General features: G+C 65.2%; 12 protein-coding genes and 1 tRNA gene. 9 read left to right on the top strand and 4 right to left on the bottom strand.

The genetic code is table 11. From position 1 onward, the window contains the following. Positions 1 to 8 precede the first annotated feature (8 nt). The 4 genes from N536_RS0111100 to N536_RS0111075 all read left to right on the top strand — a co-directional run bounded on the left by N536_RS0111100 (position 9) and on the right by N536_RS0111075 (position 3,351). Entirely contained in the window at positions 9 to 1,310 is a 1,302-nt protein-coding gene (locus N536_RS0111100; RefSeq protein ID WP_029113675.1) for an MFS transporter, read from the top strand. Positions 1,311 to 1,366: 56 nt separating this feature from the next. Then, positions 1,367 to 1,439 (top strand) — tRNA-Ala (locus tag N536_RS0111095). Between the two features lie 152 nt (positions 1,440 to 1,591). Further along, the gene (locus N536_RS0111085) at positions 1,592 to 2,167 is read left to right on the top strand and encodes a hypothetical protein (protein ID WP_155948540.1); all 576 of its coding nucleotides are present in this window, start codon (positions 1,592 to 1,594) and stop codon (positions 2,165 to 2,167) included. A 365-nt stretch (positions 2,168 to 2,532) separates the two neighbouring features. Then, a complete protein-coding gene (locus tag N536_RS0111075) occupies positions 2,533 to 3,351 on the top strand; it encodes a DNA polymerase beta superfamily protein (protein ID WP_231514484.1) in 819 nt (272 codons plus the stop codon). Positions 3,352 to 3,406: 55 nt separating this feature from the next. On the opposite strand, the gene treS is transcribed toward N536_RS0111075, so the two are convergent. Then, entirely contained in the window at positions 3,407 to 5,644 is a 2,238-nt protein-coding gene (treS, locus tag N536_RS0111070; protein ID WP_029113671.1) for a maltose alpha-D-glucosyltransferase, read from the bottom strand. Positions 5,645 to 5,858: 214 nt separating this feature from the next. Between treS and N536_RS0111065 the strand changes: the two genes are divergently transcribed. Then, positions 5,859 to 6,677, top strand: coding sequence for a DNA polymerase beta superfamily protein (locus N536_RS0111065; RefSeq protein ID WP_231514483.1), 819 nt, complete (start codon positions 5,859 to 5,861; stop codon positions 6,675 to 6,677). A 260-nt stretch (positions 6,678 to 6,937) separates the two neighbouring features. Continuing rightward, positions 6,938 to 7,744 (top strand): alpha/beta fold hydrolase, encoded by an 807-nt coding sequence (locus N536_RS0111055; RefSeq protein ID WP_029113669.1) that lies wholly within the window; start codon positions 6,938 to 6,940, stop codon positions 7,742 to 7,744. Positions 7,745 to 7,880: 136 nt separating this feature from the next. Here N536_RS0111055 and N536_RS0111050 read toward each other — a convergent pair whose 3' ends face one another. Together N536_RS0111050 and N536_RS0111045 are read right to left on the bottom strand one after the other, a co-directional pair. After that, positions 7,881 to 8,618 (bottom strand): SDR family oxidoreductase, encoded by a 738-nt coding sequence (locus N536_RS0111050; RefSeq protein ID WP_029113668.1) that lies wholly within the window; start codon positions 8,616 to 8,618, stop codon positions 7,881 to 7,883. 27 nt (positions 8,619 to 8,645) lie between these two features. Beyond that, positions 8,646 to 9,386, bottom strand: a complete 741-nt coding sequence (locus N536_RS0111045) for an SDR family oxidoreductase (RefSeq protein WP_029113667.1) — start codon at positions 9,384 to 9,386, stop codon at positions 8,646 to 8,648. 142 nt (positions 9,387 to 9,528) lie between these two features. Here N536_RS0111045 and N536_RS0111040 point away from each other — a divergent pair, with 142 nt between their 5' ends. The 3 genes from N536_RS0111040 (at position 9,529) to N536_RS0111030 (ending at position 13,059) form a co-directional block, all read left to right on the top strand. Next, entirely contained in the window at positions 9,529 to 10,425 is an 897-nt protein-coding gene (locus tag N536_RS0111040; RefSeq protein WP_029113666.1) for a LysR family transcriptional regulator, read from the top strand. Positions 10,426 to 10,523: 98 nt separating this feature from the next. After that, entirely contained in the window at positions 10,524 to 11,744 is a 1,221-nt protein-coding gene (locus N536_RS0111035) for an oxygenase MpaB family protein (protein ID WP_029113665.1), read from the top strand. A gap of 124 nt (positions 11,745 to 11,868) precedes the next feature. Further along, entirely contained in the window at positions 11,869 to 13,059 is a 1,191-nt protein-coding gene (locus N536_RS0111030) for an RtcB family protein (RefSeq protein ID WP_369798412.1), read from the top strand. Positions 13,060 to 13,062: 3 nt separating this feature from the next. Here N536_RS0111030 and N536_RS0111025 read toward each other — a convergent pair whose 3' ends face one another. Then, positions 13,063 to 13,317, bottom strand: coding sequence for a hypothetical protein (locus N536_RS0111025; protein ID WP_029113663.1), 255 nt, complete (start codon positions 13,315 to 13,317; stop codon positions 13,063 to 13,065). Positions 13,318 to 13,399: the final 82 nt, after the last annotated feature.

Raw genomic sequence — 13,399 nt, 5'->3', positions numbered from 1 at the left:
GTTCTCGTGTGAGTTCTGTCGCGGAGGGAGACTGTTCGGCTTCGGAGGGCAGGAGCGAAGCGACCCGGGAAGAGACACCACCGAAGGAGCGTCTGCCCGGTGAGGTCTGGGTGCTCATCACGGCGAATGCCGTCATCGCACTCGGGTACGGCGTGGTGGCGCCGGTGCTGCCGCAGTATGCGCGCAACTTCGGGGTCAGCATCAGCGCCGCGACGTTCGTCATCACCGCCTTCGCGCTGATGCGACTGTGCGCCGCACCCGCCAGTGGTGTGCTGGTGCAGCGGCTGGGGGAGCGCCGCATCTACATCACCGGCCTGCTCATCGTCGCGGTCTCCACCGGAGCGTGCGCGTTCGCGCAGACCTACTGGCAGCTGCTGGTGTTCCGCTCGCTCGGGGGCTTGGGTTCGGCGATGTTCACGGTCTCGTCGTTGAGCTTGATGATCCGGATCTCGCCGTCGAACGCCCGCGGCCGCGTCGCGGGCATGTTCTCCTCCTCCTTCCTGGTCGGCTCGGTGGGCGGACCCGTGCTTGGCAGCCTCACCGTGGGCCTGGGTCTGAGCGCGCCGTTCGTCATCTACGGCGTGGCGCTGCTGATCGCTGCGGCCGTGGTGTTCATCCGGCTGCGGCACTCGTCGCTCGCTGCGCGGGAAGAGCACACCGAGCCGGTCGTCTCCGTGCGCACGGCGCTGCGCAACCCGGCGTATCGCGCCGCGCTGTTGTCCAACTTCGCGACCGGGTGGTCGGCGTTCGGCCTGCGCATCGCGCTGGTGCCGTTGTTCGTGGTGGAGGTGCTGGGACGCAGTGCCGGGATGGCCGGCCTTGCGCTGGCGACGTTCGCGGTGGGCAACGTCTCCGCGGTGATTCCGAGCGGCTTCCTGTCCGATCGCATCGGCCGCCGACTGCTGCTCATCTGCGGGCTGACGGTGTCGGCGTTGGCGACGGCGCTGGTGGGCTTCTCGTCGTCGTGGCCGGCCTTCCTGGCGGCGGCGTTCGTGGCTGGAGCGGCGACCGGGATGTTCATCTCGCCGCAGCAGGCGGCGGTGGCCGACATCATCGGCAGCAAGGCTCGCGGGGGCACCGCCGTCGCGACGTTCCAGATGATGGCCGACTTCGGGGCGATCGGAGGCTCACTGGCGGTCGGCGCGATCGCCGAGTACTTCTCGTACTCGTCGGCGTTCTTGATCAGTGGCGTGATTCTGCTGGTCGCCGCTGTCGGCTGGATGTTCGCGCCGGAGACGCGTCGGCGGCCGGGGGACGAGCCGACCGCCTCCCGCCCGCTCGGCCCGGAAGCCGGCGGCGAGGTGCCGTGACCTGCGACTTTGAACCGGCACTGCGGGTGGTGTACCGTCGACCCGCACAACATCAAGGGGCTATGGCGCAGTTGGTAGCGCACCACACTGGCAGTGTGGGGGTCAGGGGTTCGAATCCCCTTAGCTCCACTTCTTTTGGGCTGTTAAGCGCGTGATAGACGGCCCGGCCACGCTGGAAGCATTCGCCGTCATCACGAACGCGGGTAGGTAGCCCTGGTCGTGCCGGTAGGGTCGGCGAGGGCGGAACACCGCCCGCCAATCCACCAACAGGCGGTCCATCAGTGCGGGGCGGCGACGATCCAGACGAGCTCGCAGCGAGACTTACGTGGATATTTGCCGATCAGAGCGCAAACGCAACGTCTGAACAGCGGCAATCGGTTCGACGCTGGCAGGGGCGCGATCGCTTCTATGAGCAGGTGCAGCTTGCCGCAACAGATGATCCATCCGCGTCTGACGAAGCGCGTGACGTTGCCGACGACCTGACAGCGCTGGCATCGCCGCTCACCCAGACCATCGAGGTTTGGCGCGGCATACGTTCAATCGACAAGACCTTCGGAGTTCCAGCCTCAGAGCTCAGCGCGCTCGTCGGCCAGTCCTTCGACATCGATCGGTTCTTCTCCACGACCATCGACCGGCGCGTCGCAGAGCGGGAGTTCACTGAACCGGCGCGAGCTCCCGCGCTGTACAGAATCGCAGTTCAGGGCGGTACCACGGTGGTGTGGCTGCCACCGGTCGGCGATCCTGAAGAGGCTCACCAGCAAGAATTGCTCCTGCTCCCGGGCGTAGAAACGCGTATCGTCGCGGTGGACATGTCAGGTGCAATTCCGATCGTGGAGCTGGAGGTGAGCGATGGGTAGATTTTCGGATGACATCCCGTTGAAGCCACGCGGCTCCACCCAACCGAGCACGGTGCCTCTGTTGCTGCGGAAATTGCACGTCAAGGACGCCCCGTTCGAGAAGCAGAACGAGGCCATCCGTCAGTGGTTGGAGCACAACACTCCCGGTCCGACGATGACGCGGAGCCTTCAACGCCACGGCTTCGGAGGGCTACTTCAAGCCCGGACGTACACGACTACCTAGGGCAACGCTAACCGACTCGATCCGCACAGCCCGTCGAGCGCCATGGGGCGCGGACCTCTCGGGTATCCGGAGTACCGCGCGCGCCGTACGCGACCGCAATAACCCATTCGCCGTCATCACGGCGGCGGGTTGATTTTGTCCCATGGACTCCATGTCCGGCGGCGCTGCCTCTGACGATCTCGGTCCGTTCCGGAATCGGCACAACACCGAATGGCACCGTGAGATCGCGGTCGCCAACACCGTGCTGCGCACGCAGGTCGGATCCGGACTTCACGGAGTCACCGTCGAAGGTACGGACGATCGCGATGAGATGGGTGTCTGCATCGAACCGGCGGACTGCGTGATCGGTTTGCTGAGCTTCCAGCAGTATCAGTACCGGACCCAACCCGAGGGCGCGCGGTCCGGGGCCGGCGATCTGGACCTCACGATCTACAGCCTGCGGAAGTGGGCGCGACTGGCCGCGGCCGGCAACCCCACCGTCCTGCTGATGCTGTTCGTTCCCGAGCAGGAAATCGTCGAGGTCCAATGGCCTGGCCGCGAATTGCAGGCCAACGCCGACCTCTTCGTGTCACGCGACGCCGGCCGCCGCTTCATCGGCTACCTCGACGCCCAACACGAGCGGATGCTGGGCCTTCGCTCTCCACACACGAACCGGCCAGAACTGGTCGACGTCTACGGCTTCGACACCAAGTTCGCGTATCACGCTGTACGGCTAGGCCTTCAGGGCGTCGAGCTGCTCACCACCGGCCGCATCACCCTGCCGATTGCCGAACCCGAACGAACCTGGCTACGCGAGCTCCGCACCGGCGGCCACGAGAAACGGGAAGCACTCGATCGGATCGAGGATCTGCGCGATCAGCTGGTCCGTCTCACCGACACCGTCGACCTGCCCGACGAGGCGGACTACGCGAAGCTTGACGAATGGCTCGTCAGTGTCTACACGCGATGGTGGGACGCCTGACGGCGTACATACGTCGTGACTGCACCAGGTCCCGCTGCGCGCCACACTGGGTTCTTCACGAAGTGACGTCATCCGGGTCGGACGCTTCAACGAGCAAGGACATCCCCTGGTACGGCTGTAAGTGGACGGCAAAGCTGTGAAGGTCATCGATGGTGGCTACGGGCTTGCCGCTGAACATATCTGAGACCTGAGCGTCCGGCGGGAGGTGCTCCGAACGAACGGTGCCGGCGATGTCTTCATTGGCAAAGTTGAGGACCGTCAGTTGGTACCGCGAATGCTCATCGAGCTGGTGAACCAGCACGAGCATTGCGCGATGCGATACGTCCGGAATGTCGATCTGGCGGCTAGTGGCGATGCCGTAGTGCGTTCTGACCCGCAGGATCGCCTGTAACTGCCGCAGAAAGCTTGTCTCATCGGCGAGTTGGTGGGGGATCGATCCGTACAGACTGCGTCCGCGTGGCATGCCGGCCGTTGATTTGGTGGCCTGCGGGTCCACACCCATGAGATCGTGTCCTGCACGATGGATCCACCGAGTATCGCCGCCCCGCAACAGATCTTCGACATCATCGGCTGCGAGTGGGAGCATTCCGCACAAGTCCCAACCCGACAACGCGAACACACCCGGTTGTAGCGCGTTGAACATCGCCAGCAGCAAATGTGCACGACGGATCAAATCGATGTCATCGATCGCGTTGAGGTCGCTGATGCCGAGCGCGGCGGTGATGACACTAGCCGTTGTGCAGGCAATGCCGTTCGTGGTGAAAACCAAGTTGTATGGCGCTTTTTCGCCCGTCAGCCGCTCGGTGAGGTCTCGTCTGACGGTGTCGCCCAGCTCTTCGCCGGTGATCTCCACGCCCTTGTAGGGATAGACGTCGTCGTGGTGGCCGGTCGACCAATGCACCAGTTCGTAGGTCAGTTCGTCGTGATTCTGCAAGGCGTGCACCAGCGAGGCGGGGTCGACGCCGAGCTCTAATGTGGTGCGCAAGGTCAACCGCAGAAACTCGGTATCGGCGGTAGCCAAGGCGTGGTGATAGGCCGGCCGATTGATGAAGTCGTAGGACAGGTCGGCGCCGGCGTCACCGATCTCACGGATGTCGTCGATGGTGAGGTTGAGTTCTTGGAAGGTGAAGCCACCAAGTTTGCGGACCATGCTGGCGATGAGATGGTTTGCCGCCTCCGACAGTGGATGGCCTTCCGACCAGCCTGGGTTGTCGTCGGCAGCCGACTTCTCGGCGCCGAGGAAGCCGTTGGCGTCTAGACGCAGCCCGCCAGAACCCAAGTCCGTCAGGGAGTGCAGCGCATCCCCGATTACCAGCCGCATACCTGCGAACGACGGGTCCAGCCAGTTGATCGACGGCTGGCCATCTTTGAAATAGTGCAGGTAAACCCACCGCCGCTCGACACCGTCGATACCCACGACCGGCCGGGTGGCGCTCCAGTTGGTTTCCTTGACGCCCTCGGCGTAGAAGATCACTCGCTGCAACCGGCCGATGATGTAGCCGGCCTTGTCGAGCCACTCCTCGGTGGCGGCGTCGATGTTGATTGAGTCCGCACCGTCAGGTACGTCGGGCAGATGTTCCCAGTCTCGGGGGTCGATCTCAACCATGTGGTAGATGCCCGGGTAGTCGGCGTACTTCATTTCAGCGAGCCGGAAGTCGGCGCCTTTGCCGGTATGGCCGGGCACGATGTCGTCGATAATGGTGCCGCCGTACCAATTGGCAGTTCCGCACATCTGACGGAATTCTTCTTCGGTGCCGAAGGCGGGGTCGATACGGGTGCTGATTCGGTCGAAATGCCCGTCCACACTTGGCGTCTGGTGCCAGCCGGAGATACCGCCTGCGAGTTTGACCGGCCCGGTGTGCACGGCCTCGATGCCGATCTCGGCGAATGCCTTCCACATCGCCTCGTCGGCCATCGCCTGAAGGAACGACTCGTCGGGGCGAGTGATCAGCGACAACGGGTAGGCGGTGAACCACACCGATGCGGTGTCGACCGCGCCGCGGGCATTGGGCGTGGCATACGGGTTCTGCCACATCGAGCCCTGCCCCGAGAACTGCTGGCTGATCTCGTTCGCGTCGGCCAGCATCGAATGGGACACGAGCCAGGAGACATACGCGGGGTTGTCCCCGGAGGCGGCGCCGTCCTGGGACACCGACCGCCGAAGGAAAGGAGTCCTGACGCGAGGACGAAATCGCAGCGTGCGCGGACGGGCAGGATGCAGATGCTCATCGAAGGTGATCTCGGCTGGCTCGTTCGGCTGGTCATCGGGTGCCGACTGCGCCATCTGCGACATGTGATTCCTTACCTGCTTCGTTTCCACGCCGCTGCTACTCGGCCTGAGCTGACACCTGCACGGTGGCACTGGTCAGTATTGCCACCGCACGGCGACCATGAAACCCGAGCGAGCGTGCTGTCGCTCCGCTCGACGATGCCGAATCGAATTCGTCTTGTCGACAGCTCGAAGAAATCTTGGGGTGACGATCGCGACGTCGGCTTAACCTCGTCGAATGGACCCCATGCCCGGGGACGGTGCCGCTGACGATCTCGGTCCGTTCCGGAATCGGCACAACACGGAATGGCACCGCGAGATCGCGGTCGCCAACACCGTGCTGCGCACGCAGGTCGGATCCGGACTTCACGGAGTCACCGTCGAAGGTACGGACGATCGCGATGAGATGGGTGTCTGCATCGAACCGGCGGACTGCGTGATCGGTTTGCAGAGCTTCCAGCAGTATCAGTACCGGACCCAACCCGAGGGCGCGCGGTCCGGGGCCGGCGATCTGGACCTCACGATCTACAGCCTGCGGAAGTGGGCGCGACTGGCCGCGGCCGGCAACCCCACCGTCCTGCTGATGCTGTTCGTTCCCGAGCAGGAAATCGTCGAGGTCCAATGGCCTGGCCGCGAACTGCAGGCCAACGCCGGCCTCTTCGTGTCACGGGACGCCGGCCGCCGCTTCATCGGCTACCTCGACGCCCAGCACGAGCGGATGCTGGGCCTTCGCTCTCCACACACGAATCGGCCAGAACTGGTCGACGTCTACGGCTTCGACACCAAGTTCGCGTATCACGCTGTGCGGCTTGGGCTTCAGGGCGTCGAGCTGCTCACCACCGGCCGCATCACCCTGCCGATTGCCGAACCCGAACGAACCTGGCTACGCGAGCTCCGCACCGGCGGCCACGAGAAACGGGAAGCACTCGATCGGATCGAGGATCTGCGCGACCAGCTGGTCCGTCTCACCGAGACCGTCGACCTGCCCGACGAGGCGGACTACGCGAAGCTCGACGATTGGCTCGTCAGCGTCTACACGCGATGGTGGGACGCTTGACGGCATGTGACGCCGTCAAGCCTGTATTGCTTGCTGAACCCCGGCCATCTCCGGTCCAACCCCACGTCATTTCGCCCTTCGCCACCTTCGCGCCGAGTTGGGCGGCGACGAGCATTCCCGCGTGCGGGAAGCGGGCGATCAACGCCCGGATGAGATCTTCGCCGCTATCCGCGTTACCCAATTAGGCCTCGAACACGCCGAGGTACTCACACTCCTGGATTTGACAGTATCCGCGGCCGGTCAGGGCTTTACTGGACGCCATGTCTGGTGACTTCGTCGACACAAGCGTCGGTCGCCTCTACGTCGAAACCGATGGCGACGGACCTCCCGCCCTTCTGTGGCACAGCCTCTTCATCGACTCGACGTCGTGGGAACTGCTCCGCCCGAAACTGGCGCAGCACCGGCGGCTCATCGTCGTCGACGGTCCCGGGCACGGCCGTAGTGGCCACCCGGACGGCGATTACCGCATCGCGGACTGTGCTGCGGCAGCAATCGAAGTGCTTGACGCGCTTCGAGTTTCCGGACCGATCGACTGGGTCGGCAATGCGTGGGGCGGGCACATCGGAATAGCCTTCGCTGCCCAACACCCCGACCACTGCCGCACCCTGGTGACGATCGGCACCCCCGTTCACGCGCTCAACACGACCGAACGGTTGACGCAGATCATCCCGCTGCTTGCGGGGTACCGCGTCGCCGGACCGATCGGTTTCGTCTACAAGCCGTTGTTCGATGCCCTGCTGGGGGCTGAGGCCGCTGCTGCTCAGCCGGACCTCACCGCGAGGTTGGTGAATTCGTTCCGGTCCGCGGGCCGCTCGGCGATGTATCGCGCGATTCTGTCGGTGTCCCTGAGGCGCCCCGACCTCACCAACCTGCTTCCCGACGTCACGGCACCGACGTTGATGGCGGCATGCCAGGACGACCCGGGTTGGAATTATGACCAAGCGATGGCTGCGGTCGCGAAAATGCCGAACGGGCGGGCCGTAAAAGTCCGCGGCACGGGGCACGTCGCACCCGTTTTGCTCGAACCGGACCTGCTGGTGAGCCGAATAGCCGAACTCTGGGGTTGAGCACCGGATGCTTGGCGGGCTGTCGAAATCGGCACCCGCCGTGGCGTTGGCGCACCACCTTGCCGATCTCCGTACAGACATCGAAGACGCCGAGAGCAATCACGTCGTTGCCACAAATGAACGCGTCGATAGCGCGTCACAACTGGGAGGCGCCGCCGTCGACGGGTAACTCCGCGCCGGTGGTGTACGTGGCGTCGAACGCAAGGAAGATGATCGCCCTTGCAACTTCGTCGGATTCACCGACGCGCTGCATCGGGTTGTCGGCCGCCATCTGATCGAGGAACTGCCGCGCCTCCTCGCGGGGCATGGAACGTTCGAGGATCCCGGTATCGACGGGGCCGGGGGACACGGCGTTGACGCGAATGCCTCGGTCGATCAGTTCGCGAGCGAAGGTGCGCGTCATCGACCGCAGTGCCGCCTTGGTCGCGGAGTAGACGCTCGTCCCCGCGATGCCCTTCATGTGGCTGAGCGAGGTCGTCAACACCACCGCGCTCCCGGGTGGCATCAGCGGCAGGAACTTCTGCAGCGTGAAGAAGGGCGCCTTGGCGTTGAGGTCGAAGAGTTCGGCGTACGCGGCCTCGCTGGTTTCTTCGAGCGCTGCGATCAGCGTCCCGCCCGCGTTGAGCACCAGCAGGTCGACGCCGCCGAACTCGGTGGCCGCCCGGTCGACGAGCCTGTCGACGTCGTTGACGGCGTCGCTCGATTCGACGATCGCTCCTGGACCGAGTTCTGCCCGTGCGGTTTCCAGCGATGCCGGGCTCCTGCCGGTGACCAGGACGCGCGCGCCGCCAGCGCTCAGCGCCTTGGCGGTGGCAAGTCCGATGCCGCTGGTTCCTCCGGTGATGACGACGCGTTTGCCTTCGTAGCTAGTCATTCGTGTTTCCTTTCATGTTGTGTTTCATCAGAGTTGGGAGTCGCCGCCGTCAACCACGAATTCGATGCCGGCAACGAACGTCGCTTCGAACGCCAAAAAGGCTGCTGCTGGGGCGAACTCGTCCGGGTGGCCGAAGCGTCCCATCGGGTTGCTGGCAGTGAACTCGGCCTTCAGCTGCGCTGCTCGCTCCGGCACCTCCTTCTCCAGCTTGCCGGTGTCGATCGAGCCCGGGCTGATCGCGTTGACCCGAATACCTCTCGGCAGCAGCTCGCGGCTGAGCGTGCGGGCCATCGAGTGCAGCGCGGCCTTGGTGGCCGAGTAGACGCTGAGCGCGTCCCAGCCCGTCTGGTTCGCGATCGACGTGGTGAGCACCACGGCGCTGCCCTCGGTGAGCAACGGCGCCAGCTTCTGCACGGTGAAGAACGGGCCCTTGACGTTGATCCCGAACACCTCGTCGAACGTCTGCTCGGTCACCGCGTCGAACCGATCGAAGCTGCCGATGCCGGCGTTGACGAACAACGCATCCACCGTGCCGAACTCGGCCTCCACCCGATCAGCCAGCACATCGATATCCGGGAGCGAACTCGCGTCGCTCTGGACCGTGATCGCGTTTCCGCCGAGCCGCCGGCCGGCGTCCTCCAACGTCTCGCGCGTCCGCCCCGTGATCAGGACGCGCGCGCCCTCGTCCACCAGATGCCGCGCGGTCGCCAGCCCGAGGCCGCTGCTCCCACCGGTGATCACCACGTTCTTGCCGTCGTACCTGCCCATTTCTCGCCATCTCTCGCGTCGCAACTCGTGGCACCGAGTCTTTGGCAGTGCGCGACCGTTGTCCAAGACCTGTTCGGTACCCCGACATACCGAAACGGCATGGCGAGGAATACCTCCTGCCCTTGGCCCGGTTGATTGGCTGGTGAACGATCTCGGGACCGACCTTGAGTTGCGGCTGGTGCGGTATTTCACCGTCGTGGCGGAGCATCTGAACTTCGGCCGCGCGGCCACCGAGCTGCACCTGGCGCAGCCGTCGCTGAGCCGCCAGATCCAGCGGCTGGAGCACCGACTCGGCGTTCGCCTGCTCGATCGCACCCCGCAGGGCAGCCTGCTCACCGAGGCCGGCAAGGCGTTCCTTCCGGAAGCGCAGGCGCTGCTGCACGCGGCTCGCCAAGCGGCCCTCACCGCCCGTGCGTACGCGCCGGCCGGCAAGGTCATCATCGGCTACGTCGAGGACCTGGTCATCACCCCAGCCGTCCGCGACATGCGCCGGCGCCATCCTGAGGCCGAGATCGACACCCGCCACCTGGAGTGCCATGACGGGCGGGTCTTCGCCGAGGGTGGAGTGGACGTCGTGGTCGCCCGGGACCCGCTCACGTTCCCCACCGGCATGGCCCACACGACCGTGCTCTACGAAGAGCCGCGGATGCTGGTCGTACCGATCGACCATCACCTGGCAGGTCGCGCATCGGTGTCGCCGGATGACTTCGCCGGTGAGCAGTTCATCTGCCCGCATGGCGGAGCCCGCTCGATCTATCCGTTTGATTCATACCGCGGTATCGACCCAGGGCCGATTTCGGCCGGCCCGGCCAACGAAAGCTTCGAGGACAGAATGGAACTCGTCGCGAGCGGCCAGGCGATCGCGGTCCTGCCGGTGGGTGACCGGCGCAGCTCGCTGCGCACCGACCTGGCCACCGTGCCGGTCGAGGGCTTTCCCACCAGCAAGGTCATGGTCGCCACCCGCGTCGGCGACCCCAACCCACTCGTCGCCGACTTCGTCCAGTCCGCCCGCGTTCACCTCGCCGGGACGGCGGCGTAAACCAGGTCGTCGGCCAAGCGCTGCATTGACACCGTCAGCCCTGCGGCATAGGTTCTGACTACACGCGTTGTCAAAACATCGCTCAAGGGAGAGCTGACGTGAACGTGCCCATTCCGACTCGTCATCCCGATCGCCCTCGCCCCGTTCCGTCGGTGCTCAGGCCCATGGCGCTGGCATTGGGTGTCGGCAAGCCCACGCAGGAGCAGTGGCGCCGGCTCGGGGAATCCCTGACCGTCGGCGACGAGTCGATGGATCGCCTCGCGGAGTGGATGTCCTCCGTCGGGATGGATGAGGCGCGGTCGCTGTTCGACCGGGCCGTCACCGAGGGTATCGCCAACATCGCGGATGCGCCGGAGCCGTTGCACAACTTCTTCACTCGGGTCGAGGCGGTCCCGGAGTGGGTCGACTGGGATCAGCTCCGGCGGGGACAGCGGGCGCTGCGCAGGGGCGGTGCCGACGGCATGTACATCGCACGTGACGTGTCGTTGCTCGGTGGCTATCAGTTCTCCGGCTTCAACAAGACCCTGATACGGACCGGCGCGCTGGAGAAGGGCTCGAACAAGCGTTTCGCGGAGACGATGCAGTGGGCGATGGACGTGATCTCCGACGGCGGAATGGCCCCGCGCGCGGTCGGCTACCGGTCCACGCTTCGTGTCCGGCTGATCCACGCCTTAGTGCGTCGGCACGTGGCGCGGATGCCGGACTGGCGTGGCGATGAATGGGGCGTGCCGGTCAATCAGACCGACATGGCCGCCACTCTGGTGGGTGCATTGATCGCTCCGGCCGCGGGCGCGATCGGCATGGGAATCGTGTTGCGGCCCAGAGACTTCGACGCCATCGCGCACCTGACCCGTTACGTGGGGTGGCTGATCGGCGTGCAGGACGAGTGGCTGCCGCACGACTTCCGCGACGGCATACGAGTCCTGTATCACACGGTCAGTGCGCTGTCGGAGCCCGACGAGTCCACCAAGCGCCTGGCGGTTCCAATGGTCGAGGATCCGCTTGGCTGGCAATACCGCAGCTTGCCGGGTGTCCGCCGTAGGCTCGCACGGGCGCAGCACCTGTCTGTCACCAGCGGCTACCTTGGGCCCCGCACGATGCGTGAACTGGGCCTGCCTGCCTATGTGCCGCCGTGGTATCCGGTGGTGCGGATACCAGTCAACCTGGCCCGAAGTGTGGTCGCCTTGACGCTGCCCGGCGGGATGGACCGCGCGGCGGAGCGTGGGCAGCGCGAACAGAAAGTTCTACTGCGCACCATGATCGGCGATGGCGACGCCACGATCGGTGATTCCGCCGCGCACGTGAGCGGCGCTGCCTGACCGAATCGTATGCGGATGTGATTGCCGTAGGGCGGCCAAATAATTCGATCGCCAAGGGTCCCGCCCAGCAGTAGCCTCGGTATATGGCCAGTTCAACGCGTACTCACACCCGTGGCGGCCGCTCGTGATCACCAAGCTCGGTCAGAAGCTGATCAACTTCGCCAGCCACGTCGACGACAACACGATCGAGCAGGCGAAGCAGACCGCGTCGATGCCGTTCGTGCATCCGCACGTCGCGCTGATGCCCGACGCGCACTTCGGCAAGGGTGCGGCGGTCGGCACCGTCATCCCCACGCTGGGTGCGGTGATCCCGGCCGCGGTGGGGGTCGACATCGGCTGCGGGATGATCGCCGCCCGCACGGTCTACACCGAACAGGACATCGCCGGCCGCGATCTCGCCGTCCTGCGCAAGTCGATCGAGTCGGCGATCCCGCTGTCACCGGGCAACTACAACCAGGCGGTCGACCGGTATCCGTTCACCTCCGCGCGCATCGACGAACTGGAGCGCAGTGCCACCACCAACGGCGTCGACCTGAGCCATTCCCCGAAGTGGCGCGAACAGCTCGGTTCGCTGGGCGGAGGCAACCACTTCATCGAGCTGTGCATCGACGACGAGCAGCGGGTGTGGATGTTCCTGCATTCGGGTTCACGCGGTGTCGGCAACAAGATCGCGCAGAAGCACATCAAGATCGCACAGCAGTTGTGCAAGCAGTGGTACGTGCAGCTGCCCAACCCCGACCTGGCGTACATCCCGCAGGGCACACCGCAGTTCGGTGCTTATCTCACCGAATTGTCCTGGGCGCAACGCTTCGCCCTGTTCAACCGCGAGGAGATGCTGGACCGGTTCCGGCAGGCGTTCGCGCACTGGATGGGCGTGCCCAAGGAGGACGCCGCCGAGATCGAGGTGGACCGGGTGAATTCTCACCATAATTACACCGTCCAGGAGAACCACGGTGGCAAGGACGTGTGGCTGACGCGCAAGGGCGCAGTCGACGCGCACGAAGGGGTCCGCGCCGTCATTCCCGGCTCCATGGGCACCCGCTCCTACATCGTCCGCGGCAAGGGCAGCAAGGCCGGCCTCTGCTCCGCGCCGCATGGTGCCGGCCGTCGATTCTCACGCACCGAAGCGCGGAAGCGTTTCACTGCAGACGATCTCGCCAACCGCATGGCGGGTATCGAGTACCGGCACGGTGAGCAGTGGGTGGACGAGATCCCCGACGCCTACAAGGACATCGACGTCGTCATGGCCGACGCCGCCGACCTCGTCGAGGTGGAACACACGCTGCGTCAGGTGCTCAACGTCAAGGGAACCTAGGCCTCAGGCGTTCCATCGGGATTTACCGGCTGGCAGTGCAAGGGTGAGGGCGCGAGCGGCGAAGCGACGAGCGCCGCCGCGCCGCATCCGCCTGATCGTCGTCACCGTGGCGCCGCACAGGAAGCCGAAGAGGAAGTAGCCCCGTGCCCGTCGCTTCTTGCGCTGGATCACGAGCGACCCGAGGAAGCCGCCTGCCGCAGCGATGATCGCGACCGCGACGAGCAACAGTATGAGTTGCGCCGGTCCGACCGCGTGCATATCCCAACCTCCGACGGTCGCCTGCCTGGGTCCGCTTGCCGATCCAACCACCGACCTCTCCCGCGCAGGGTTGCCGAGTTCC

It is taken from the genome of Mycobacterium sp. URHB0044, assembly GCF_000620625.1.
In the GTDB taxonomy this organism is placed as follows: domain Bacteria; phylum Actinomycetota; class Actinomycetes; order Mycobacteriales; family Mycobacteriaceae; genus Mycobacterium.
This window is presented reverse-complemented; position numbering and strand designations above follow the sequence as displayed.

Bases quoted from the DNA above. Each gene is read 5' to 3' on its own strand.
- N536_RS0111075 (WP_231514484.1), top strand. From the start codon at position 2,533: ATGGACTCCATGTCCGGCGGCGCTGCCTCTGACGATCTCGGTCCGTTC.
- treS (WP_029113671.1), bottom strand. From the start codon at position 5,644: ATGTCGCAGATGGCGCAGTCGGCACCCGATGACCAGCCGAACGAGCCA.
- N536_RS0111065 (WP_231514483.1), top strand. From the start codon at position 5,859: ATGGACCCCATGCCCGGGGACGGTGCCGCTGACGATCTCGGTCCGTTC.
- N536_RS0111055 (WP_029113669.1), top strand. From the start codon at position 6,938: ATGTCTGGTGACTTCGTCGACACAAGCGTCGGTCGCCTCTACGTCGAA.
- N536_RS0111050 (WP_029113668.1), bottom strand. From the start codon at position 8,618: ATGACTAGCTACGAAGGCAAACGCGTCGTCATCACCGGAGGAACCAGC.
- N536_RS0111045 (WP_029113667.1), bottom strand. From the start codon at position 9,386: ATGGGCAGGTACGACGGCAAGAACGTGGTGATCACCGGTGGGAGCAGC.
- N536_RS0111025 (WP_029113663.1), bottom strand. From the start codon at position 13,317: ATGCACGCGGTCGGACCGGCGCAACTCATACTGTTGCTCGTCGCGGTC.